The organism is Hymenobacter daecheongensis DSM 21074 (assembly GCF_900141805.1).
In the GTDB taxonomy this organism is placed as follows: Bacteria; Bacteroidota; Bacteroidia; order Cytophagales; family Hymenobacteraceae; genus Hymenobacter; species Hymenobacter daecheongensis.
This window is the reverse complement of the sequence record NZ_FQYN01000002.1, coordinates 373313-394017: the sequence shown is the minus strand read 5'-3', so window position 1 is coordinate 394017 and position 20705 is coordinate 373313. Positions and strand designations below refer to the sequence as shown.

Annotated in this window: 15 protein-coding genes; 4 read left to right on the top strand and 11 right to left on the bottom strand. The window is 64.4% G+C overall.

The window, feature by feature from the left end; genetic code table 11:
• Positions 1–2: 2 nt before the first annotated feature.
• The 4 genes from BUB62_RS04545 to BUB62_RS19265 all read right to left on the bottom strand — a co-directional run bounded on the left by BUB62_RS04545 (position 3) and on the right by BUB62_RS19265 (position 4044).
• On the bottom strand, positions 3–986 hold the full coding sequence (locus tag BUB62_RS04545; RefSeq protein ID WP_073106733.1) for an ABC transporter permease: 984 nt from the start codon (positions 984–986) through the stop codon (positions 3–5).
• A complete protein-coding gene (locus BUB62_RS04540) occupies positions 983–2047 on the bottom strand; it encodes an ABC transporter permease (protein WP_073106730.1) in 1065 nt (354 codons plus the stop codon). Before BUB62_RS04540 ends, BUB62_RS04545 begins: the two co-directional genes overlap by 4 nt.
• A 3-nt stretch (positions 2048–2050) precedes the next feature.
• Entirely contained in the window at positions 2051–3790 is a 1740-nt protein-coding gene (locus tag BUB62_RS04535) for an ABC transporter substrate-binding protein (RefSeq protein ID WP_084538825.1), read from the bottom strand.
• A gap of 86 nt (positions 3791–3876) precedes the next feature.
• Positions 3877–4044 carry a hypothetical protein gene (locus BUB62_RS19265; protein ID WP_159437405.1) on the bottom strand — a complete coding sequence of 56 codons (168 nt, stop codon included), beginning with the start codon at positions 4042–4044 and terminating at the stop codon, positions 3877–3879.
• Between the two features lie 366 nt (positions 4045–4410).
• Here BUB62_RS19265 and BUB62_RS04530 point away from each other — a divergent pair, with 366 nt between their 5' ends.
• Positions 4411–5952, top strand: a complete 1542-nt coding sequence (locus BUB62_RS04530) for a hypothetical protein (RefSeq protein ID WP_073106726.1) — start codon at positions 4411–4413, stop codon at positions 5950–5952.
• Positions 5953–6125: 173 nt separating this feature from the next.
• Here the strand turns inward: BUB62_RS04530 and BUB62_RS04525 are convergent, their stop codons facing one another.
• From BUB62_RS04525 to BUB62_RS04510, 4 genes are all read right to left on the bottom strand, one after another.
• Positions 6126–6503: a hypothetical protein gene (locus tag BUB62_RS04525; protein WP_073106723.1), complete on the bottom strand. Its 378-nt coding sequence runs from the start codon at positions 6501–6503 to the stop codon at positions 6126–6128.
• Positions 6504–6654: 151 nt separating this feature from the next.
• Positions 6655–7287 carry a PKD domain-containing protein gene (locus BUB62_RS04520; protein WP_143164028.1) on the bottom strand — a complete coding sequence of 211 codons (633 nt, stop codon included), beginning with the start codon at positions 7285–7287 and terminating at the stop codon, positions 6655–6657.
• Positions 7288–8010: a LytR/AlgR family response regulator transcription factor gene (locus BUB62_RS04515; protein ID WP_073106719.1), complete on the bottom strand. Its 723-nt coding sequence runs from the start codon at positions 8008–8010 to the stop codon at positions 7288–7290.
• 112 nt (positions 8011–8122) lie between these two features.
• Positions 8123–11461, bottom strand: a complete 3339-nt coding sequence (locus BUB62_RS04510) for a hybrid sensor histidine kinase/response regulator (RefSeq protein WP_143164027.1) — start codon at positions 11459–11461, stop codon at positions 8123–8125.
• A gap of 243 nt (positions 11462–11704) precedes the next feature.
• Here BUB62_RS04510 and BUB62_RS04505 point away from each other — a divergent pair, with 243 nt between their 5' ends.
• Both BUB62_RS04505 and BUB62_RS04500 read left to right on the top strand, forming a co-directional pair.
• On the top strand, positions 11705–13648 hold the full coding sequence (locus BUB62_RS04505) for a PAS domain-containing protein (protein ID WP_073106713.1): 1944 nt from the start codon (positions 11705–11707) through the stop codon (positions 13646–13648).
• A complete protein-coding gene (locus BUB62_RS04500) occupies positions 13572–14249 on the top strand; it encodes a sensor histidine kinase (RefSeq protein WP_073106710.1) in 678 nt (225 codons plus the stop codon). The genes BUB62_RS04505 and BUB62_RS04500 overlap by 77 nt, the downstream gene beginning before the upstream one ends.
• A gap of 24 nt (positions 14250–14273) precedes the next feature.
• On the opposite strand, the gene BUB62_RS04495 is transcribed toward BUB62_RS04500, so the two are convergent.
• Together BUB62_RS04495 and BUB62_RS04490 are read right to left on the bottom strand one after the other, a co-directional pair.
• The gene (locus tag BUB62_RS04495; protein WP_073106707.1) at positions 14274–16328 is read right to left on the bottom strand and encodes an OmpA family protein; all 2055 of its coding nucleotides are present in this window, start codon (positions 16326–16328) and stop codon (positions 14274–14276) included.
• Positions 16329–16544: 216 nt separating this feature from the next.
• Complete coding sequence (locus BUB62_RS04490) at positions 16545–17606, bottom strand: tetratricopeptide repeat protein (protein WP_073106702.1); 1062 nt, start codon at positions 17604–17606, stop codon at positions 16545–16547.
• Between the two features lie 328 nt (positions 17607–17934).
• On the opposite strand from BUB62_RS04490, the gene BUB62_RS04485 reads away from it, so the two are divergent.
• On the top strand, positions 17935–18357 hold the full coding sequence (locus BUB62_RS04485; RefSeq protein ID WP_073106700.1) for a BrxA/BrxB family bacilliredoxin: 423 nt from the start codon (positions 17935–17937) through the stop codon (positions 18355–18357).
• Between the two features lie 157 nt (positions 18358–18514).
• Here BUB62_RS04485 and BUB62_RS04480 read toward each other — a convergent pair whose 3' ends face one another.
• Entirely contained in the window at positions 18515–20587 is a 2073-nt protein-coding gene (locus BUB62_RS04480) for a M3 family metallopeptidase (RefSeq protein ID WP_073106698.1), read from the bottom strand.
• Positions 20588–20705 lie beyond the last annotated feature (118 nt).

Below are 20705 nucleotides of genomic sequence, written 5' to 3'. Positions count from 1 at the left end.
GGTTAGTGGGCCGGCTCACGGACAGCCAACTGGCGCAACGCGACGGTGGTGCCGATGATGGCCGCGGCGGGCCCTAGCACAAGCCACCAGGCCGTGGGGGCCAGTCGCGCGGCGGCCAGCAGGCGGCCCCAGCTGGCTGTTTCAGGAGGGAGGCCAACCCCCAGGAAAGAAAGTGTGGTTTCCAGTCCGATGAGGGTAGCTACGCTCAGGGGAAAAGTCGCGCTGAGCGTGTGCCAGCAGTTGGGCAAGGCGTGCCGCCACAGAATACGCACCGCCGGCAGCCCCAGCGCCCACCCAGACTCGATGTAGGGCAACGCGCGGATCCGCAGAATTTCGGCGCGCACCAGACGGGCCGGACCGGGCCAGTAGGTGAGCACCAGCACCGCCAGCAGGCCCGGCCAAGAGGGCGGATACAGCGCCGCCAGGGCCAGCACCAGCACCAGTAAGGGAATGGAAGCCAGCAACGCCATAAGCGCCAGCGCCAGCGCATCGAACGGGACGGCTACGGTGCGGCGGTAGCCCCGCCGCCCCAGCAGGGCCACCCCACCCGCCAAACCGGCTGCCACGGCGCTGGCTCCGGCCCAAACTATTGTCGGCGAACCGTGAAAGCCGAGCAGGAAGAGGCCGGTGCCCGCGGCCGCGGCGGCGTAGCTCAGCGGCAGGCGCAGGCCGGTATTGCCCCAAAAACCCGCTATGCCGCCAATCAGCCCGCCCAGTAGCGTGGCCAGCGCGGCGGCCGGCAGGCTGACAAGCAAAGCGGTGCGGGCCCCGAATAGCAGCCCGGCCAGCAGGTCGCGGCCCAGCGGATCGGTGCCCAACCAGTGTGAGCCGGTGAGCGGGGCCTCGGCAATGGCGGTCAGGTCGGTGGTATCGGGAGCGTAGGGCAGGGGCAGCACCGGGGCCAGCAGCGCGGCGAACAGCAGCGCCAGCAGCCAGCCCAGGGCCAGCCACCAGCGCCTGGGGCGGGAGCGAAACGGCCGGCTCATACGGGCAGCCGAATGCGTGGATCGGCCAGGGTATAGAGCCAGTCGGCCAGCAGCTGGCCCAGCAGCCGCACCAGCGCAATGAGCAGCACGCCCCCCAGCAGCACCGGATAATCGTGGGCGGCGGCGGCTTCGGCCAGCAGCCGGCCCATACCGGGCAACGAGTACACCAGCTCCACCACGACCGAACCCGCCACCAGCCCCGGCAGCAGCTCCGTGAGCAGCGTGAGGGCCGGCAGCAGGGCGTTGCGGAGCGCGTGGTGCCGAATCACGAGGGAGTCGGGCAGACCCTTGGCCCGCGCGGTCAGCACGTAGTCGGCCCGCAGTTCGTGGCGCAGGGCCGCATCCAGCGGCACGGCCAGCGCGGGCAAGCTAGCCAGCGTCAGCGTCAGCAAGGGCAAAGCCAGATGGTAGGCCAGCGCCTGGAGCCGAACCGGCCACGGAGCCGCCGCATCTTCGGGGCCCAGCCCATACGCCGGAAACCAGGCCAGCGCATCCGGATTGGCCAGCAGCAGGAGTAGCAGCAGCGCCACCACGAACAGCGGCACCGCATCTACCACGAAAAACAGCCCCAGCAAAAAGCGCCGCCGCCAGCTGGGGCGGCCCAGGTGCGGAGCCACCAGCCAGACCAGACCAATGGAGCACACGGCCGCGCCCACCGTGAGCGGCAGCGTGTAGCGCAACGACTGGCCCAACAGCAGCGTCACCGGCTGCCCGTCCCGAAAGGATACGCCCAGATTGGCATGTACCAGCCGGCGCAGCCATTGATGGTACTGATTTGCCCGCCCGTTCCAGTGCCAGCGCCAGCCCAGGCCGGCGGCGGGAGCCGGGGCCGCCGAAACGTAGAAAAGCGGCCCGGTGAGCCCCAGCCGCCGCTGCTGCAGCTGCCCGGCCTGCCGGCGCTGCACCGGCGAGGCAGTGGTAGCCGACAGGCTGCCCTCAGCTAACCGGCTGGCCGGCGGCCGCTCCTGCGCCCCCGCCCGGCTCAGCAAAAAGATGACGGATATAATGGCCCAGGCTGCCAGCAGCGCCCGTAGCAGCCGATGCAGCAGAAAACGCCCCATGCGCTACGGCCGCACAGCCCCGGCCGGCTGACTTTTGATGGCGGCGGCCTCGTAGCCCGGCCGGATCCCCGTGACGTGCAGATTGGTGAGGCGGCGGGCGGCGGCCAGCCGGTAGCGCAGGAAATAAAGCACCACCAGCGGGCAGTCCTGGCGCAGCACGCGCTGAAACTTGCGGAGCAGCTGCGCCTGCCGGGCTGGGTCTTCCTCCGCGGCAATGGCCTCGATCAGCTGGTCGGTGGTGGCGGTGCCGAACCCGGTGAAATTGCCCCAGCCGGTGCTCTGCGAGTGCAGAATGGGGGCGAAGTTGTACACGAAAGGGTTGCCGCTCAACGATTGCAGATAGATTTCCAGGCGGCCGGCCCGCAGCTGCTGGCTGAACAAAGAGGCTTCCATGGGCCGCGGCTGCACCTGAATACCGATTTTGGCGGCCGCCGCCCGAAATTGCAGGGCTACGGCCTCGTAGGCCGGTTCGCCGGCCCGATAGCTGAACGTGGGTTCGAGGCGTTGCGGGGCGGCCCCGGCCGGGTGGCGCGTCCAGCCCTGGGAGTTGCGGGTCCAGCCGGCCTGAGTTAGTAAGGCCTGGGCTTTTTGCGGGTCGAAGGTGAGCAGCGGCAGGCTGTCGTTGTAGAGCGGGCCGGCCGTGGGGCTCACCAGGCTCACGCTCGGGTAAGCCAGACCTTGCTGGCTGGCCTGAATCAGTCCTGGAATATCGAATAAGTGGCTGAACGCCTGGCGGGTAAGCGCGTCGCGCAGGGCGGGCTGGCGCATATTAAAGCCCGCGGCCAGCATCTCGTACGAGTCGGCGGTGTAGAACGCCAGGTCGCCGGCTTTCTGATTCTGGCGCAGCCGCACAAACTCCTTGGCCGGCATCATGGGGTAAACATCAATATCACCGCGACGCAGGGCCAGTAGGGCCGTTGCATCGTCGGTGATTATCTGATAGTCAAGGGTTTTGGGGTGAGCCCGGAGTTGCGGCGGAGCCGCGGGCACCCGGTCGCCCCACCATTGCTTCTTGCGCTGCAGCAGCACATGGCGGCCGGCCCGCCATTCTTTAAGGACGTAAGGACCGCTGCCCGGCAGGTTTTCCGGATGCCGGCCCAGGTTTTTCTGCGCGTAGCCCCTGGCAAACGCCGTTACAGAAGCGCTGCGGCGGGGGGTTGCCTGGACCGTATCGGCCCGCAGTGCCGCGAGCGAAATGTGCCGCAATTGCCCCCGTGGATCCAGCTGATGCTCGGCCAGAATGGGATAATCGCCGGAAGCCTGCACCAGGTCCGGCGACTTGCCCCGGAAAGCAAGCGTAAACCGCCGCCGGTCCAGCGAATCGAGCTGAATAGACTCAATGAAGGCGAATTGCGCCCGCGCCGCCTCGTTGGGCAGGCCGGGGCAGCTCATCACTTTCAGCGTAAACGCCACGTCGCTGGCCAGTATCGGCTGCCCGTTGTCCCAGGCGGCTTCCGGCCGCAGCCGGTAGGTCACCAGCGTCAGCGAGTCGGTGCGGCGCACGGTGGGCATGGTCTCGGCCAGCCACGGCACAAACTTCTTTTGCGCGTAGTCAACCGTGAGCAGGCTGCAGTGCAGCAGGTTGGTTGTCTCAACGGCCTGGGCGTTGGGGAGCACCAGCGGATCCAGGTTTTCGGGGTCGCGCGCCCACCGAATCCGGACTGTATCAGCGTGGTTGGGGGTAGGCGATGAGCAAACGCTCAAGCCCAGGAGGCAGCCTAAGCCCAGTAAATATCGCTTCATGGAAAGGAAACCGTACAGAAGTAGGGCCCGGGCAAGTTAGCCAAGTTTCTGCAGGATGCCGGAATCTTGCCGGAAGCGCGGCCGCTTTAGATGATGCCGCCGCCCCAGCCGCCGTGGCCCGAGCCGTCGGTGTTGTTGGTAGTGGTGGTGGTAGTAGTAGCAGCAGGCGCAAGCGAGGCGGCGCTGGCAGGAGCAGTGGCGGAAGTATTGAGGCTGGCGATTTGCAGCAGGGCGATGGTGATAAGCTCTAGCATGACGAGGGTTGTTTGTGGTTCAGGTGATTGACTGATACAAAGGTGGGCGGGTGCGGCCCTCGTCGAAAGGCAAGAGTTGTTGTAAACGTGACTTGAATATTTCTAATATTTTTTGTAAAATTCCGTGCTAAAATGTGGCCGTGCGCTCTCTGGTTTCAGTATCGGAGCCGCGAAAATCAATCGAACGCCGACGTAAGCCAGGTATTTGTGACAAATGGCTTGCAAAAAAGATGAAATTTACCCATTGCAAAGGTGGGGGCAAAGCGGGTCAAGAATAAAGGCCACATCCTGTTTTTTTGTGACAGGCTTTTATTCGCTTTATTTAGGCGCCGGATAGCTCAGAATAAGAGCCAGCGTACTTTTTATATGGAGAAACTTAGTAATCTGGCTAAAATTGTGACGGACCGCAGGCTGAAAGAGGCACCATTATTCGACTTTTCTGCCCGCGCCGCCAAACATAAAGACTACCAGCTCATTCAGCTGCTGGAAGCTGACCCGGATAGCACGCAGCTCCAGCTTACCAAGGGCCTGTATGGCAAAGCCAGCCCGGCCAGCCTGATTACCTTCCGCAAGCTTAAGTCGCGGGTGCAGCAGAAGCTGCTCAACCATCTCTACTTCCTGGATCAGGCCGATCCGCGCCACCTGGTTTCGCGGCGCTACGAGCTGCAGTGCCTGAGCCTGTATCATCAGGTGACGGTGCTGTATGGCGAAGGCGAGTATGCGCTGGCCGAACAGCTGCTGCGCAAATGCCTCCGGCAGGCGCTGGACGGCGAATTTACGCAGTATGCCGTGCTGGCCGCCCGCCTGCTCTGCACGCTTTATGCCGATTTGCGCCAGCCCGCCCGCTACAAGGCCATGAGCACCCAGCTGCTCAAGTACCAGCAGCTGCTGCTGCTGGAAGACGAAGCCGGCCAGATATACGGCAGCAGCAAGCTGGCTTTGGCCCACACCGTGCGCACGCGGCGCACGCTGCTGAATGAGATTCCGGCCTACCAGGAAAAGCTGCAGCGCCTCCACGACAAGGCGAAGAGCTTTACCACTTTCAACTACCTGTACCTGATCCGGCTCACCCAGCAGGAGCTGACGGGCAACTACGCCGAGATTATCCGGCTCACCTCGGCCACGGCCCGGCAGGCGGCCCAGGGCAAGCTGAACCGCAAGCGCTTCGACAAGCGCTTCAACAACTACATGAATGCCTATGCGCACCTGCGCAGCAAGCAGGCCGAAAAGGGGTTGGCGCTAGCCGAGGAGTACTTCAAGGACTTTCACCCCTCGTCGGGCAACTGGTTTTTCTTTCTGGAAAACTACGTGCTGCTGGCCCTGCACGCGGGGCAATACGGCAAGGCGCTGCAGCTGCTGGAGCTGGCGCTCAAAAACCCGTATTTCCGCAAGCAGCGGGTGGCGGCGCGGCAGCGCTGGGACCTGTTCCGGGCCTACATTCACTTCGTGCAGCCCGAAGTGTCGCCGTTGCGGCTGCGGCACTTCAACCAGTTCGTGCAGACCCTGCCCGACTACAGCCGCGACAAGCAGGGCTACAACGTGGCCATCCTGATTCTGCAATTCCTGCATTATCTGCGGCAGCAGGATGTAGACGGGCTGCTGTCGCGCCTGGAGGGCTTGCGCAAATATGAGCGCCGGCACCTGCGCGACGCGGCTACGCTCCGCAGTCAGCTGTTTTTCCGGCTGCTGGTGCTCACCGTGAAGGAGCACTTCAATCCTCAGGCCTGCGAGAAAAAGGCGCAGCCCCTGCTAAAGCGCCTGCGCGAAGCGCCCCAGCCCGGCGAGGCCTTTGCCGAGATAGAAATCATCCCGTATGAGGCGCTCTGGCAACTGGCACTGGATATTCTGGCCGCCAACGCGGCGCGGGAGCAAGCCCGGGAAGTGGCCGCCCGCCAGCGAGTTGGCTAAGGAGCGGTTTTGATCTGGCGAAAGAGCCGCCGGAACGCGGATGAGGCGCATATTTGCGCCTCATCCCTGAGCGAAACTTACTTTGCGGCGCGGCCGACAAGACCGTCGCTATGCATCTCGTCTATCCCTCTTTGGTAAGCCAAAAAATCAACTCAAAACAGCTCCCAAGCGCTCTACTTGCGCGAGGCCGAGGGCGTGGCGGCAGTGCCGGGCGTAGGAGCCGTGGCCGCGCTCAGCGCCATGTAGCGCTGAAACTGGGCCGGCGACAGCACCGCCTGAAGCTTGGTGGCGTATTCTTCGCCCACTACCCGCAGCTTGTTCTGGCGCATGGCGGCATCGACGGCATACTGGCGGCTCACCTCATTTTCCTGGGTCAGGCGCTCATACGTGAGCCGGCGCACCTGCACGCTACGGGCATCGTCGAGGGAAATCTGCTGGGCCAGCTTGCGGGTGGCTTCCGCGGCCTGCGCCCGCAGGTCGGGGGCTTGCTGGGCGTGGGCGGCGGTGGTCAGGCTGAAGGCGAGCAGCAGCAGAATAGAAGCTTTATTCATGACAAAAAGGGCAGGAAGGAATACTAATTGGCTAACCTGCGTGCAAATAAAGCAACTTTTTAAACGATAAGTACTGTGTCAAATCGTTTTTCTAGTAATATACTAAGTAAAAATAGGCTGCCTAGCCTTTGATAGATACTACTGGCTCTGCTCAAGGCTGCACCACCAGCACCCGACTCACGCAGTGACTGTCGGGGCAGGGGTCGGGGCCGTTGGCCCGCAGGCTCATGCGCACGGCATAGCGGCCAGGTCGGCGGAAGGTGTGCTGCACGCGGCGGCCATTGGTCACGTAGCCGTCGCGAAAATCCCAGAGCACCACCATATTTTCGCAGGTCGGCAGCTGCGAGTCGACGGCATCGAAGGCCACGGGCTGGCCCACGCGCACGGTATCAGGCATGAGAAAGTTGACTACCGTTTCCTGGGTGAAATCGACGGGAATGACCTTTTGATCGGGGCGCACTTCGCCGGTTTCGTCCTCCACCACGTCGAGGCGTACGAGGTAGCGCTGGCGGGTGGCGTAGCAGTGCGCCACGGTGAGGCCAGTGAGCGTGGTGCCATCGCCCATATCCCAGCGGTAGGTGAGCGGGCCGCTGCCGGAGTCTACGGAGCGGATGGCATCCAGCTCGACGCACAGCTCAACCACGCGCGGCGGCGGGCAGGCCACGCTGAGCGTATCGCCGGCCCGCTGGGCGTGGCCCGGCAGCTGGGCCAGCAGCAGCACGCAGAGCAGCACCAAGCCCGCCCCGCAGCGCCCGAAAAAGGTAGAAAATCCGGATGGTTGCACTTAAAACTTGTTCAGCCGCTGCAGCACGTCGCGCAGGTAGGTCTGCCCGATGGGAATGTGCTTGTTTTCGATGATGATGGTATTGTCTTCGATGGCCTGCACGCGCTTAATGTTCACAATGAAGGAGCGGTGAACGCGGGCGAACAGCGCGGTCGGAAATTTCTCCTCCACGGCCTTCATGGTGCTATACACGATGAGCTTGCTCTGCCCCGTCACGATGTGTACGTAGTCGCCGAGGGCTTCCACGTAGCGCACCTCATCAAAGAGCACCTTCACCAGCCGGGTGTCCACTTTCACGAAGGTGAAATCGGCATCGGCCTCAGTCGGCGCGGTGGCGGGCGTGAGGCGGCTTTCGGCTAGCTCCAGCGCTTTTTGGGCGGCCTGCAGAAACCGCGCATAGCTGACGGGCTTTACCAGATAATCAACCACCGACTGCTCGAAGGCCTGTACCGCGTAGCTCTGGCTGCTGGTGATGAGCACCACCAGCGGCGGATGCTGGAGCGTGCGCAGCAAATCGATGCCGGACATGAGCGGCATTTCCACATCCAGAAACAGCAAATCGACGGGCTGCACGCGCAGCACCTCAGCGGCGGCAATGGCGCTGTCGCAGGTGCCGGTAGAAACTAGAAAAGGCGTGTTGGCAATGCAATTTTCCACAATCTGGATCGAAAGTGGGTCATCGTCAACTACCAGGCAGCGCAACGGAACGGTTGAATTTGGCATAGCGGCAAAGGTATAGGAAGCCTTGGTAAAAGCCAGTAAAGTGACTGGGTGAATATTGCCTGGGAGCAGGGGCGAAATGCCGACCGCCTCAGCCGGTAAATTGCGCAGCCCGTCAGGGTGTGAGGCGTGCCTGGAGCACGGCGCACAGCTGCCGGAGCAGACTGCCGGTGGTGGCTATCTGCTCCGGAAGGTCAGGAGGAAGAGGTTTTTTTTCGCGGAACTGTTCGAGCTGGCCGAGGTGCGCGTGTAGCTGCGGCACACCAAAGTAGGCCACCTGCCCTTTCAGCTTGTGGGCCGTCTGGGCTAGGGCAGTGGTATCAGCGGCGTGGGCGGCAGCTTGCAGCGCCTCGTGCAGCGCGTGAGCCTGGTCCAGAAACGTTGTGATTATCTGCGTGATAAACGCCTCGTTGCCGCCGGCCAACTCTTCCAGCACGGTCCAATCGGGTCGGAAAGGAGCTTCGACGACGGGCTGGGGCGGCACGGCCGCGGACTGCGGCGCAGGCTGCGTCAGGGCGGTGCGGCCGGTGTAGTGGGCCAGGCGGGCGTAGAGCACGGCCGGGTCGAAGGGCTTGGCCAGCGTGTCGTTCATGCCGGCTTCCAGCGCCAGGGCGCGGTCTTCGGGCAGGGCCGAGGCCGTGAGGCCGATGATAGGCAGCCGGCGTGGGTCGGGGAAGTGGGTACGCAGCTGGCGGGTGGCCTCGTAGCCGTCCATTTCCGGCATCTGCACGTCCATCAGCACCGCGTCGAAGGGTTGCTGCCGGGCGGCTTCCACGGCCAGGCGGCCGTTGGCGGCCACGGTCACGGTCACATTCCAGGCCTCCAGGGTTTTGCGGGCCACCAGCTGGTTCAGGTCGTTGTCTTCGGCCACCAGCACGCGCAGGGCCGGCTCGAAGCGGGTGAGCGGGCCGGTGGTTTCGGGGCGCATCAGGGCCGCGTCGGCGGCGTGGTAGGGGATTTCGAAGATGAACTCGGAGCCCCGGCCCAGCTCACTTTCCACCCACAGGCGGCCCTGGTGCAGCGCCACCAGGCTGCGGGCAATGCTCAGACCCAGACCGGTGCCGCCAAACTCGCGGGTGGTGCTGGTATTGGCCTGAGAGAAATCCTCGAAGATGGCTTCCAGCTTATCGGCGGCAATGCCGATGCCGGTATCGACCACGGCAAAGCGCACCAGCGTGGCCCCATCCGGCCCGCCTTCGGCCGCTGATACGCGCACCGTGACCCCGCCGCGGGCCGTGAACTTCAGCGCGTTGCCCACCAGGTTCACCAACACCTGATTCAGCCGCACGGAGTCGCCAAGCACGGCCTCGGGCACGGTGGGGGCTATATCCAAGTGAAAGTACAGGCCCTTGGACTCGGTGGTAAACTGGAACATGCGCTGCACCCGGCGCAGCAGCTCGGGCAGATGAAACGGGGCCTGCTCCAGGGTGAGGCGGCCGGCTTCCATCTTGGAGCTGTCCAGAATATCGTTGATGATGACCAGCAGATTCTGCGACGACGACTGCACGGCCTGCAAGTATTCGAGCTGCTCGGGCGTGGTGCGCGTCTGGCGCAGCAGGTGCGTGAGGCCGATAACGGCGTTCATCGGGGTCCGGATTTCGTGGCTCATGTTGGCCAGAAACTGCGCCTTGGCCTTGCGCGAGGCCTCGGCCGCATCGCGCGCCACCACCAGCTCCGCGTTCATGTGCTCGATGTCGGCGTTGCGCTGGCGCAGCTCGGCAGTTCGCTCGCGCACGGTGGTTTCGAGCTGGCGCTGCTGCCGGCGCAGCGTGGCTTCGCGGGCCCGCATGAGCAGATACCCGGCCGCCCCGGCCATCAGCAGCGCCAGCGCCCCAAACCACCCGGTGCGCCAGAAAGGCGTGGCAATGCCAAACGCCGCCCGCGCCGGCCCCGACCACGCGCCCCGCTCGCCCAGCCGCGCCCGCGCCTCAAATACGTAGGAGCCCGCATCGAGCCGCGGAAACTGAGCCTCGGCCACGGCGCTGGGCGTGCTCCAGGCCTCCTGGTAGCCGCGCAGCCGATACTGGTACTGCACCGCCCCGGCCCGCGCCAGACTGATGCCGCGAAACCGGAACGCCAGCCGGTGCCGCGTGGCCGCAAGCTGCCCCAGCTGCGCCACCGGGCGGCGCGCATCGTCTACATCCGCGCCCGTCAGCACGGCGGTGGGCACGGCGGGCGCGGCCGGCCACTGGCGCGGGTCCACGCGCAGCACGCCGGTGCGGGTGCGCACCCACAGCAGCCCCCGCGCCGAATCCGGGGCCAGCTGGGGCAGGCAGCCCCGCACCAGCGGGTTGTCGGGGGCGGACAGCGCGGCCACGCGGCCGGTGGCCGGCTGCAGGGCACTCAGCTGATTCTGGTGCACGATGAGCAGGTAGTCAGCTGCTGGCCGGGCGGCCGGGCGGGTGGGCACCCGGAACGGAGCCAGTGCGTAGCAGTAGTTGGAAGGCAGGCCCTGGGCGGTGGTATACTGACGGAAGCGGCCATTAGCATAGCCGTAGAGCCCCGCCCCCTCGGTCCCGATCCAGACGCGGCCGGCGGGGTCGGTGGCCAGGGCGGTGGCATTCAGGCCGCCGCGCCCGAGGCGGAAGTGCCGGAAGCGACCCTGCTCCCACACTGCCAGCCCGGTGCCGTGCGTGGCCACCCACACGCGCCCGGCCGCATCGGCCAGCAGGGCATAAATGGCGTTGTGCAGCAGCCCGTTGGCAGTGGTGAAGTGCTGCGCGGGGCCGGCCGCGGCGGCGGGCTGCCGGTACACGCCATCGGTGGCAGTGCCCACCCACAGCGCCGCCGGGGTGCGGATGGCGGCCGTGACGGGGGCCGGCAGGCGCAGCGCGGCGGCGGCCCGCCGCAGGGCGTTAGGGCCGGCATTTACCGTGGCCCACAGGCGGCCGTCCGCGTCGGGGAAAAAGGTAATATGCTGGTCAGAAACGCGCCACAGGCCCTGGCCGGCGGTGCCCAGCCAGAGGTTGCCCTCGCGGTCAGCCAGGAAGCAGCTTAGCTCGGTGTGGGCCGGCAATTGGGCCTGGTAGCGCTGGCGTAGGCGGCGCAGGGCGGCCGTATCGGGAGCAGCGGCGGGGCCGGCGGGGAGCGGGGCGGGACCGAAGCGCTGCCCCTGCCACCCCGACCGGCGGCCCTGCGGATGGTCGGCCCAGAGGCGACCGGCGGCATCTTCGCCGAGGCGCGTCACGAAGTTATCGGCCAGGCCCTGGCGGGTGGTGAAGAGCACGAAAGCGGTGCCGTCGTAGCGCACCAGGCCCTCGGCGGTGCCTAGCCAAAGGTAACCGGCGCGGTCCTGGTGCAGGGCGTAGATGAAGGTTTGGGGCAGACCTTCGGCTGCCCCAAACGGCTTCAGAAACTGCCGCCCCGGTCCCGATTGGGCCGCACCCGGCCGGGGCAGCATAAGCAGCAGGGCCAGCAGGCCGCGAATGAGCAGGGTGGAAGGAAGGGGCAGCACAAAAATGCCAAAAGGTGAAGGCCGCGAAAAGCCCAGGCCCGGCAAGATAGCCCGCGGGCACTGGTTCAGCGCGGTTTGCACCGGCAACCCCGCCAAATCCTCGGTGAACCGGGCCGAATGCCGGATTACCGCTAACCTCAACTATGGCCGTGGATAAGCGTACCTTTCCTGAGTTCCGGCCCGTGCCGGGGCCGTTGGCCGCCCGGTCCGCGCCTTCTGCTCCTGCTTCTTCGCGCCTCCGCCATGCCCGCCCCCGCTGCCCCGTTTCCACCCGATGCCGTGCCCGATGAGCTGCTGCGCACGCTGCTGGACGTTCTGCCGACGGCAGTGCAGCTCTGGCGGCCGCTGTATGCACTGGCCGGTGGCGAGTTAGTGGATTTCAGCCTGGAATACCTCAACCCCGCCGGCCAGCAGCAGCGCCGGCTGCCGGGCCGCACGCTGCTCAGCTTCTTTGCGCCGCTGCAGGCCCCGGTCATTCTAGCGCGATGCCGGCAGGCCTTCGAAACCAACACCGCCGCCCACCACGACTTCGCCGACCCGGCCGCCGGGGCTGATAGGCGGTGCCAGCTCGTGGCCCGGCGCAGCGGCCCGCTGCTGGTGGTCAGCCTCACCTCTCACGCGGCCCGCCCCGACCCGCGCGGGGAGCTGGCCGGCAGTGCCGTGGCCGAGGTGGAGCTGGGTGAGCTGCGGCGGGCGTTCGAGCAGGCCCCGGTGGGGTTTGCCGTGCTGCGGGGCCCGCGCTACGTCATTGAGCTGGCCAACCCGACCGTGTGCACCATGTGGGGCCGCTCCCAGGCCCAGGCGCTGCACACGCCCTTATTTGAGCTGCTGCCCGAGGTGGCCGGACAGGGCTTCGAGGAGCTGATGGATGGGGTGCTGGCCACGGGTGTGCCCTTTGTAGCCCACGAGCTGCCTTCGTTCATCGACCGGCAGGGCCGCCGCCAGACCGTATACTGGAGCTTCGTGTATCATCCGTTGCGCGAGGCCGATGGGCGCATCACGGGGATAATTATGGTGGCTACCGACGTGAGCGAGCCGGTGGAAGCCCGCCGGCAGGTGCAGCACCTGAACGATGCCCTGGCCGCTACCAACGAGGAGCTGCGCGTGGCCAACGAGGAGGGCCTGGCCAACTACGCCGAGCTGCGAGAGTCGCAGCAGCAGCTGCTGATACTGGCCCAGGAGCTGGAGGCCCGCGTGCAGGACCGCACCGCCCAGCTGCTGGCGGCCCGCACCGGGGCCGAGCAGCAGCGCACCCGCCTAGAGCGCCTGTTTATGGCCGCGCCGGCCGCCATCTGCATTCTCAGTGGCCCCGAGCTGGTGTATGAGCTGGTGAACCCTGGCTATCAGGAGCTGTTTGCCGGCCGCGAGCTGCTGGGCCGCCGCCTGGCCGAGGCGTTTCCGGAACTCGCGGGCCACGACGTGCTCCATACGTTCCGGCGGGTGTATGAAACCGGCCGCACCAACCGGGAAGAAAACCTGCTGATTCCGTTTCTGAACCCCACCAGCGGCCAGCTGCAAGACCGCTACTTCAACTTCATTCAGCAGGCCCGCTTCGATGAGCACGGCTGCATCGACGGCGTGGTGGTGTTTGGCTACGAGGTGACCGAGCAGGTGGAAGCCCGCCAGGAAATAGAGCAGCAGCGCCAGGTGCTGCACTCGCTGTTTATGGAGGCCCCTATTCCCATCGTGATTCTGGCCGGCCCTGAGATGGTGTACCAGCTGGTCAATCCGGCATATCAGCAGCTGTTTCCAGGCCGCGAGCTGCTGGGCAAAGCCCTAATGGATGCCCTGCCCGAGCTGGCCGACAGCCCCATTCCGGCCCTGCTGCGCCAAGTGTACGGCACCGGCACCACCGCCACCGCCCAGGAGCTGCCCGTGCGGCTGGCCCGTCACCACGGCGGCCCCCTGGAAAACATCTACTGGACCTTCACCTGCCAGGCCCGCCGCGACGCGCACGGGGCAGTGGATGGCGTGCTGATCTTCGCCCACGACATGACCGACCAGGTGCGGGCCCGGCAGGGGGTGCTGGAAAGCGAGGAAAAAGCCCGCCGCCCTGGCCACCGCCAACAGCGAGCTGGGCCTGGCCAACACCCAGCTAACGCGCACCAACGTGGACCTGGATACCTTCGTCTACACCGCCTCACACGACCTGAAAGCGCCCATCACCAACATCGAAGGGCTGCTTAGCGAGCTGCTGCAAGAGCTGCCCCCGCCCACTCGGGTGGGCGAGGTGAGCCACATTCTGGCCCTGATGCAGGACTCCGTGGACCGCTTCAAGCTCACCATCGGGCACCTCACCAGCAGCGGGGCCAGGTCCAGGCGCACGTCGCGGACGATGGCGGCCAGCGCGGTGGCGCTGGCCGCCATCGTCCGCGACGTGCGCCTGGACCTGGCCCCGCTGCTGGCCCGCACGGCCGGGCAGCTCACGGTAGAGGTGCAGGACTGCGCCACGCTCACGTTTTCCGAGAAAAACCTGCGCTCGGTGGTCTATAACCTGCTCAGCAACGCCCTGAAGTACCACCATCCGGCGCGGGTGCCGCGGGTCAGCATCCGGTGCCGGGCCCAGGAGCAGTACTGGGCCCTGGAAGTGCAGGACAACGGTCTGGGCGTGCCCCTGAGCCCCGAGCGGCCGCTGTTTGCCCTGTTTCAGCGCTTCCATACCCACGTCGAGGGCTCGGGCGTGGGGCTGTATATGGTGAAGAAGATGCTGGAAAACGCCGGCGGCCGCATCGAGGTGCAGAGCCAGCTCGGGGTGGGCTCCACGTTCACGGCCTATTTCCGGCGCTGAGAAGTGGTCTGACGCGGCCCGCTTTTACTTGCCCGTCACCTTGAATTCGGTGCGGCGGTTGAGCTGGCGGCCGCCTTTGGTAGTGTTCGGGGCCACGGGCTGGTTGTCGCCGTAGCCGGCGAAGGTGAGGCGGGCTTTGTCGGTGCCTTTGGCTACGAGGTAATCCACCACGGCTTTGGCGCGGCGCTGGCTGAGGTCTTTGTTGTAGGCGGCGTTGCCCACGTTGTCGGTGTGGCCGGATATTTCCAGGCGCAGGGCCGGGGTTTCGACCAGCAGCTTCTGCAGGCGCTCCAGCTCGGCGGTGCTTTCCTTGCGCAGCGTAGCCTTGTCGAAGTCGAAGAAAATGTTGTTGAGCACCACCTTCACGCCCACGTCGAGCTTCTTGAGGGCAATGTCCTTGATGACTTCCGAATAGGCCGCGCCGGCCGGCACGTCGAAGTTCTCGGAGTGAAACAGGTAGCCTTCCTGCCGCACCACAATGCCGTAGTTCACGCCCGAGGGCAGCGAAACCAGGTAGCGGCCCGACTGCGCATTGGAGCGGAAGGAGGCAATCAGCTCGTTGCGGGAATTGTCGACTACGTCGATGGTGGCTTCCAGGGGCTGCTTCGAGGCTTCATCGGTCACCACACCCTTCAGAATGGTAACCTGGGCGGTGGCAATGGCCACGGGCGGCGCGAGCTGGGTTTCCTTCACCGGCTGAATGCGCGAGGCCAGCAGCTGGTCTTCCTGGCTGAGCATGGGCTGCTTTTCGGCTCCCAGAAACGTAATCTGGTAGATGTCCTTCGAGCCCAGCCCATCATCCCGGAACGAGGAATAATAGCCGTGGCGGCCCGAGGCCGAAATCACGAAAAACACGTCGTCGTCGGGGGTGTTGATGGGCCAGCCCAGATTTTCGGGCGTGCTCCACTTGCCGTTCTCAAACACCGATTTGAAGATGTCGTAGCCGCCCATCGAGTTGTGGCCTTCCGAGCTGAAATACATCGTCTTGCCATCGGGGTGCAGGAAAACGCCCTCCTCGCCGTAGGGCGTGTTAATGACGGAGCCCAGATTCACGGCCGGGCCGCGGCCCTCAATTTCCACCTTGTAGATGTCGCGGCTGCCGAGGCCGCCGGGCTTGTCGCTCACGAAGTAGAGCGTGCGCCCATCGGGCGTGTAGGCCGCCGACGACTCGTGGCTTTTGCCGGTGTTGATGCGGCCGCCCATCTTCTGGGGCTTGCGCCAGGCCACCCCGCGCAGGTCCGACTCGTCCAGGTCGCCGCCGTTGTCTTCCGAATACACCAGCATCCGCTGGCCGTCGGGGGCCAGGCCCACGGTGGCATCGTGGCCGTCGGTGTTCACCGGGGCCCCCAGGTTGCGCGCCGCCGACCACTGGCCGTTGCTGCCGCGGGTGCTCTGATAAATGTCCTCGAAAAAGCCGCCGGTTTCGGGGTCGCGCTGCTTGCCGGTGGAGTTGTCGCGGCGCGAGGTGAACAGCATCACCGACTCATCGGCCGAAATCACCGGCCCGTAGTCGGCGTAGGCCGAGTTCACGGCCGGCCCGGCGTTGTCGATGAAGGCGCGCACGGGGCGGGCCATCAGCTCGCGGCCGTTTTCGCACTCCTTTATCTTGCGCTGAATGGCGGCCACCTGGGCGGCGGCGTTTTTGCCGCTGGTGGCCGGCGTGGCAGCCTTGTATTCGGCAATGGCCTCGGTCCACTTGGCGTTCAGCTGCAGGCCCCGGCCCAGGTAATAATGGATGTTGGGGTCCACGTCGGCATTGAGCTGGTAGGCTTTCTGCAGATAAGTGAGGGCGCGGGGCTTGAAGCCGGAGTGCAGGTAGGAGTTGCCGATGCGCAGGTTGAGGCGGGCGTTGTTGGGGTTAAACTTCTGGGCCGCCAGATAGTGGGGCAGGGCCTGCTCGTAGCGCGGCGGGTCGAGGTCGTACCACTCGTCGCCGAGCTTTATTTCGCGCTGAGCTTCTTTCAGGCCGTCCTTGTCGGAGCCAAACTGGTCCTTGCTGAACTCCACGTTTTGCCCATTGGCCAGAATGGCCCACAGCAGCGTGCCCAGCAGAAAAAGGATGCGTAAGAGAGTTTGCATCGGGAGAGAGGCGTAGATAAAAGTTTAAGTAAGAACGTCATGCCGAGCGAAGCCGAGGTATCTCGCGTGCTGACGTCTGATTGCTAATTCAGCGAAGCGGTAGAGGTCCTTCGCTGGGCTCAGGATGACAGTTGGTTTGGCAACGTCAGCACGCGAGATGCCTCGGCTTCGCTCGGCATGACGTTCTTTTTCGCCTGACGGTCTGATGACACGGTCTTACTCGCTGCCGCAGCCGGAGGCGGCGGCGTAGCTGGAGCCGGCTTCCAGGCCCAGCTCGGCGGCTTTGCGCCAATCCTGGCAGGCCTGGTCGTCGCGAAGCATTTCGCGGGCGTGGCCGCGGTTCAGGTAGGCTTCGGCGTACTGCGGGTTCAGGGCAATGGCTTTGGAGGCATCGGCGGCGGCTTTTGGGTAGTCTTCCAGCTTGAGGTAGGCAGCGGCGCGGTTGTTCCAGGCATAGGCGTACTGGTCGTTCAGCTCAATGGCTTTGCTAAAATCTTCCACCGCGCCCTTGTAGTCGGCGGCCTCGTAGCGGGCCGCGCCGCGGTTGGTGTAGGCGGTGGGGTTGTCGGTTTTTTTGGCCAGGTAGTCGTTGTAGTCGGCCAGGGCACCTTTAGGGTCGTTGGCGCGGCGGCGGGCGGCAGCGCGGTTCAGCAGGGCCGGCAGCAGGTCGGGCTGCAGGCTCAGGGCCTTGGTGTAGTCCTGCACGGCGGCCGGGAAGTCGCCGAGCTGTCGCTCGGCGCTGGCGCGGTCGTGGTAGGCGTAGGCGTAGTTGGGGTCGGCTTTCACGGCCGCGTCAAAATCGGCTTTAGCGGCCTTGTAATCGGCTTTTTCGAAGCGCAGCGCCCCGCGGTAGTACCAGGCCGGGGCGTAGTCGGGCTTGGCCTCCGTTACGTGGCCGTAGTCCTGCTCGGCTTCCGGCTTCTGGCCCAATGCCTCTTTGGCTTGCCCGCGCCCGAAGTAGGCCGTATAGCCGTTGGGGTCGAGCTTGATGGCCTGATCGTAGTCCTGCACGGCGGGCTGGTAGTCCTTCAGCTCGTAGCGGGTGGTGGCGCGGTTGTAGTAGGCTTTGGCAAAATCGGGCCGCAGGGCCAGGGCCTTGTCGAAATCCTGGAGGGCGGCGCGGTAGTTTTTGCCGTTGTACTTGGTCACGCCGCTGTTATAGAGCTTTTCGGCCTGCTGGGCGGGGGGCAGCGTGCTGGCCCGCACGGTATCTACCTGGGCCTGGGCAGCGGCCGCCGTCAGGCACAGCGCCCCCGCGAGAGTAAAAATTTTCAGCATAGCGGGTAGGGGTTGGACTTCGATGAGCTAAATGTAATTTTATTTGCGGAAAGGCCGCTGCAATGCCGGAAATTTATACCGTATTGGTATTTTAGCAATGAGCGGAAAAGCTGCATACTCGGCCGGGTAGTAGCCCGTCCGGCCCGTGGCTAGCCAGCCGGCCCACCGGGCCGGCTTCCCCGCAAATACAAAGCCACTCCGCCGCAAACCAGAACGCCGCGTTTGGGGTTAGGCAGAGGCAAGCGCCGGAGTTTGCGTATTTTTGCGTCGCCCGCGGGCTCCATTCCTGATTTTTCTCTTTCTCAGTCATTTTACGACCCTTTCGCCAATGGCCTCTTACCCAGAATACATGGTAGCGCCGATCCGGCAAGACCTCACGGATGCCGGCTTCGAGCAGCTCATGACCCCCGAAGAAGTTGACTCCGTGCTCAATGCCCAGAGCGGCACGGTGCTGCTGGCCGTCAACTCGGTGTGCGGCTGCGCCGCCGCCAAGGCTCGCCCGGCCCTGAAGCTGGCCGTTTCCAGCTCCGATAAGAAGCCCGCCAAGCTGGTAACCGTATTCGCCGGCATGGAAACCGACGCCGTAGCCCAGGCCCGCCAGCACATGCTGCCTTATCCGCCCTCCTCGCCCAGCATCGCCCTGTTTAAAGACGGTGAGCTGGTCCACGTCATCGAGCGTCACCACATCGAAGGCAACGACATGATGCGCATTGTGGACAACCTGCAGGGTGCGTTTGAGGAGTACTGCTAGGTTTTAGTTGTCAGTTGCTAGTTGTCAGTTGTTAGTTTCTTTAGCGCACTGATAAGTACAGCTACAAACAAAAAGGCCCGAAGCTGATGCTTCGGGCCTTTTTGTTTGTAGCTGCCAGAACAACCTGACAACTGGCAACTAACAACTGACAACTAAATCAAAGCCCCAACGACTTGAAGAAAGCGTCCTGGTTGGGCTCGCGGCCGAGGAAGTTTTTCACCAGCTGGTACTCGTCGTCGGTGCCGCCTTTGGCTAAGATCAGGTCGCGGTAGCGCAGGCCGGTTTTTTGGTCCATCACGCCGTTTTTCTCGAATACTGAGAACATATCTTCGGCGTACACCTTCGACCACATGTAGCCGTAGTAGCCGGCGGCGTAGCCGGTGAGGTGGCCGAAAGAGGCCTGCATGTTCGTGCCGTCAAGGTAGGCGAAAGGCGTCAGCTGGTTCTGCAGCTTCTTAAGCACGTCGGTGGTGGTTTCCGCGCCGTTCGGGTCGAACTTGTCGTGCAGCGTCATATCCAGCGTGCCATACAGGATCTGGTTTGAAGCGGCCAGGCCGGAGCCCACGTTGCGGGCGGCCTGCATCTTATCGTAGAGCGGCTTGGGCAGCACTTCGCCGGTCTGGTAGTGCTTGGCGAAAGTCTTCAGCGCGTCGTAGTTCCAGGCCCAGTTCTCCAGAATCTGCGACGGCGCCTCCACGAAGTCGCGCTTCACGCTGGTGCCCGACTGGCTGCTCAGCTCGGCCGTCGTCACCAGGTTGTGCATCACGTGGCCGAACTCGTGGAAGAACGTCACCGCCTGCGAGTGGCTCATCAAAGCCGGCTTGCCGGGCGTGGGGGCGTTGAAGTTGCACAGCAGCACGGCCGTGGGCAGCTGGTAGCCCTTGCTGGTCTGCTTGCCCGATTGCACGCCGAAGCAGGCCGCGTGGGTGTACTTATTCTCGCGCGGAAACAGGTCGAGGTAGAAGCGCCCGATCAGCTTGCCGTCGCGCTGCACCTCAAACATGCGGGCATCCTTGTGCCACACCGAGGCGTCTTTCACCTCGTTGAATTTCAGCCCGAACAGCTGCTGCGTGGTGTTGAAAAGGCCTTCCACCACGTGGTTCACCTCAAAATACTCCTTCACCTTTTCCGCGTCGAGCTGGTACTTATCCTTCATCAGGATATTGCTGTAAAAGCTGGTTTCCCAGGGCGACAGCGCCTTTACGCTTGGGTCTTTCAGGTAGGCGCGCTTCACTACCAGCAATTCCTCCAGATCCTGCTGGCTTTTCTGCTTCACGCGGTCTACCAGCTTGGTTTCGAAGGCCCACACCGTTTCCGGGTTTTTGGCCATGCGCGAGCTGGTCTGGTAGGCGGCGTAGGTTTTGTAGCCCAGCAGTTGGGCCTTTTTTTGCCGCTCAATCAGGATTTGCTTCAGCACGTCGAGGTTGGTGTCGGCGGCGCGGTTGTTATACAGCACATACAGCTGCTTGCGCAGCGGCTCCGACTCGGCGTACTTCATAAAGGTGCCGTAGCTGGGCCCATCCACGCCAATGCGGTAAGCATCCCCGACCTTGGTGCGGCTCTTCACGAAGTCGTCGGGCAGGCCCTTCATATCGGCCGCGCTTACCATCATAAAGCTCTGGTCCTTGGCAATGTTGGCCCCGAAGGCCAGGCTCAGGTCCCCGATTTTGTCGTTCAGCTTCTGCAGCTCCTTGCGCTTTTCGGGCGTGAGGGCAAAGCCGTTGCGCTCGTAGTCCTCAATGGTTTCGGTGAGGAATTTCTTGTGCGCTCCGGTCAGAGCCTGGGCTTCCTTGGTTTTGGAATAGTCCTTCACGGCCCGGTAGAGCTTCTCATCCAGCGCCAACTCGTTGCCATACTTGCTGATCTGGGCCAGGGCCTTCTGGGCCTGGTTGCGGATGGTGGAGTCGGGGCTGGCATTGAACAGAATGCTGATGGGCCCCGCCACCCGGTCCACCCCGTCGCTAAGGTTGTCGAAGGCTACCATCGTGTTGGCGAAGGTGCGCTTGCCGGCCGGCACGTTGTAGACGGCATTCAGCGCGGCTTTGGTGTTGGTCACCATCGTGGCCGTGGCCTGCTGCACGTCGGCTTTGGTGGCTTTGCCGAAGGCAATGGGCTGGTTGAAAGCCGGCAGCAGCGGATTGTCGGCCGCCGCCGCGCTCAGCATCGCCGACAGGCCGACCAGCAGCGTAAGACCCGCCCGTGTGGGGGTAAAAGAAGTCTGAAAGGACATAAAAAGGGATTAGGTGAAGTCGCTCCGAAGATAGGCTTTCCGGCGAAAACGTTTTGATTATCCCGGCTGAGGCGGCAAAAGCAGCCCGCCCGCAAACGCCACGAGGCGGCCCCGAAAG

Bases quoted from the DNA above. Each gene is read 5' to 3' on its own strand.
- BUB62_RS04540 (WP_073106730.1), bottom strand. From the start codon at position 2,047: ATGGGGCGTTTTCTGCTGCATCGGCTGCTACGGGCGCTGCTGGCAGCC.
- BUB62_RS04495 (WP_073106707.1), bottom strand. From the start codon at position 16,328: ATGCAAACTCTCTTACGCATCCTTTTTCTGCTGGGCACGCTGCTGTGG.
- BUB62_RS04515 (WP_073106719.1), bottom strand. From the start codon at position 8,010: ATGCCAAATTCAACCGTTCCGTTGCGCTGCCTGGTAGTTGACGATGAC.
- BUB62_RS19265 (WP_159437405.1), bottom strand. From the start codon at position 4,044: ATGCTAGAGCTTATCACCATCGCCCTGCTGCAAATCGCCAGCCTCAAT.
- BUB62_RS04490 (WP_073106702.1), bottom strand. From the start codon at position 17,606: ATGCTGAAAATTTTTACTCTCGCGGGGGCGCTGTGCCTGACGGCGGCC.
- BUB62_RS04485 (WP_073106700.1), top strand. From the start codon at position 17,935: ATGGCCTCTTACCCAGAATACATGGTAGCGCCGATCCGGCAAGACCTC.
- BUB62_RS04525 (WP_073106723.1), bottom strand. From the start codon at position 6,503: ATGAATAAAGCTTCTATTCTGCTGCTGCTCGCCTTCAGCCTGACCACC.
- BUB62_RS04480 (WP_073106698.1), bottom strand. From the start codon at position 20,587: ATGTCCTTTCAGACTTCTTTTACCCCCACACGGGCGGGTCTTACGCTG.
- BUB62_RS04545 (WP_073106733.1), bottom strand. From the start codon at position 986: ATGAGCCGGCCGTTTCGCTCCCGCCCCAGGCGCTGGTGGCTGGCCCTG.
- BUB62_RS04505 (WP_073106713.1), top strand. From the start codon at position 11,705: ATGCCCGCCCCCGCTGCCCCGTTTCCACCCGATGCCGTGCCCGATGAG.
- BUB62_RS04530 (WP_073106726.1), top strand. From the start codon at position 4,411: ATGGAGAAACTTAGTAATCTGGCTAAAATTGTGACGGACCGCAGGCTG.
- BUB62_RS04535 (WP_084538825.1), bottom strand. From the start codon at position 3,790: ATGAAGCGATATTTACTGGGCTTAGGCTGCCTCCTGGGCTTGAGCGTT.